We start from the raw sequence: 1,381 nt of genomic DNA, 5'->3' as shown, positions 1-1,381 counted from the left end.
CCTTTGCTTTTTCTCATTTTTTCGCCGTCTCTCGTCCACCAGCCGTGAGCGGCGACGCAGCGAGGTAGCGGCAGATCAAGGCTCATTAAAAAGGCCGGCCAGTACACCGCGTGAAAGCGCAAAATATCCTTACCGACTATATGCGTCGCGCCTTTCCAGTAGTTCATCTTATCATCGCCGCGCGTGTAGCCAAGCGTGCTAAGGTAGTTGATGAGCGCATCTAGCCAGACGTACATCACGTGTCTTGGTTCGTTTAGGCTCGCAGGCAGTTTGATACCCCACTCAAAGCTCGTGCGCGTGATCGATAGGTCGCGCAGACCGCCTTTTACGAAGCTCACGACCTCGTTTTTCTTGCCGCGCGGCACGATACAGCCCTCGTTCTCCTCGTACCATTTTAGCAGCGCGTCTTGGTATTTTGAAAGTTTGAAAAAATAGCTCTCCTCTTTTACCAAATTTGTCGGCCTGCCGCAGTCAGGACACCTCTCGTCCTCCAAAAGCTGCGTCTGCGTAAAAAAACTCTCGCAGCTAACGCAGTAGTATCCCTCGTATTCGCCCTTATAGATATCGCCTTTTTGATACATTTTAAGAAATGCGTTTTGCGCCGTGAGCTTGTGATAGTCGTCGGTCGTGCGGATAAAATGATCGTAGCTGATATCAAATTTATCCCACAGCTCCCTAAATTTCGCGCTTATCTCATCGGCGTAGGCTTGCGGCGTGTAGCCCTTTTTTGCGGCGGCTTGCTCGATCTTTTGTCCGTGCTCGTCGGTGCCGGTCATAAAGTACGTATCATCGCCCTTTAGCCTCGCAAATCTCGCCATCGTGTCCGCGATCACGGTCGTGTAGGCGTGTCCGATGTGCGGCACGTCGTTTACGTAATAAATCGGAGTCGTAATATAAGTCGTATTCATATCTTTCCTTTTTAAATTTAAAAATCAAATCCGCCGCCGTCGCCTTTAGACATTGAGCTATATACGGCATCTACGTAGTTTTTGCGGGTTTTGCACTCAAACATCGCCTCGCAGGCAAAGCATGAATTTAACCCTTTTTCGCTCTGGCAGGCTTGCAAAATTTCTCTTTGGCGATCAAGCTCCAGCTCAAATTCGTCTTTTTGAGTTGCGTCCGCTGCGTGCTCGCTCATTTCGTGCTTCCGTAAAATTTATGCAGTAAATTTATCTCATCTTTGGAGCCGAAAAAGCAAGGCGTGGTTTGATGGATTTTTTCCACTTTCATATCAAAAAGCGTTGCCGAGTATCCGTCGCTAGTAGCACCGCCCGCGCGCTCGTACAGGGGAATGCCGTAGACGCTCCCGCCCCGGAAACCCCCGCGCCGGATGTGCTGGTGGTGACCGCCCCCTCCCGCCTGCACGCCCTGCTGGACGGCG

At 51.0% G+C, this 1,381-nt stretch carries 2 protein-coding genes and 1 pseudogene; all 3 read right to left on the bottom strand.

Features of this window, described 5'->3' with window-relative positions; genetic code table 11:
* On the bottom strand, positions 1-908 hold a 908-nt coding region (locus Q0200_RS04580), incomplete at its 3' end, for a class I tRNA ligase family protein (protein ID WP_297938301.1).
* A gap of 17 nt (positions 909-925) precedes the next feature.
* Positions 926-1,138, bottom strand: coding sequence for a hypothetical protein (locus Q0200_RS04575; protein WP_297938298.1), 213 nt, complete (start codon positions 1,136-1,138; stop codon positions 926-928).
* A pseudogene (locus Q0200_RS04570) lies at positions 1,135-1,381 on the bottom strand (hypothetical protein); the annotation flags it as partial. The pseudogene Q0200_RS04570 and the gene Q0200_RS04575, both read right to left, overlap by 4 nt.

This window comes from uncultured Campylobacter sp. (genome assembly GCF_938045225.1).
Taxonomy (GTDB): Bacteria; Campylobacterota; Campylobacteria; order Campylobacterales; family Campylobacteraceae; genus Campylobacter_A.
Note: the sequence above shows the minus strand (reverse complement) of the source record. Positions and strands in the feature narration are given on the sequence as shown.

Coding starts and splice junctions, on each gene's coding strand:
- Q0200_RS04575 (WP_297938298.1), bottom strand. CDS start 1,138: ATGAGCGAGCACGCAGCGGACGCAACTCAAAAAGACGAATTTGAGCTG.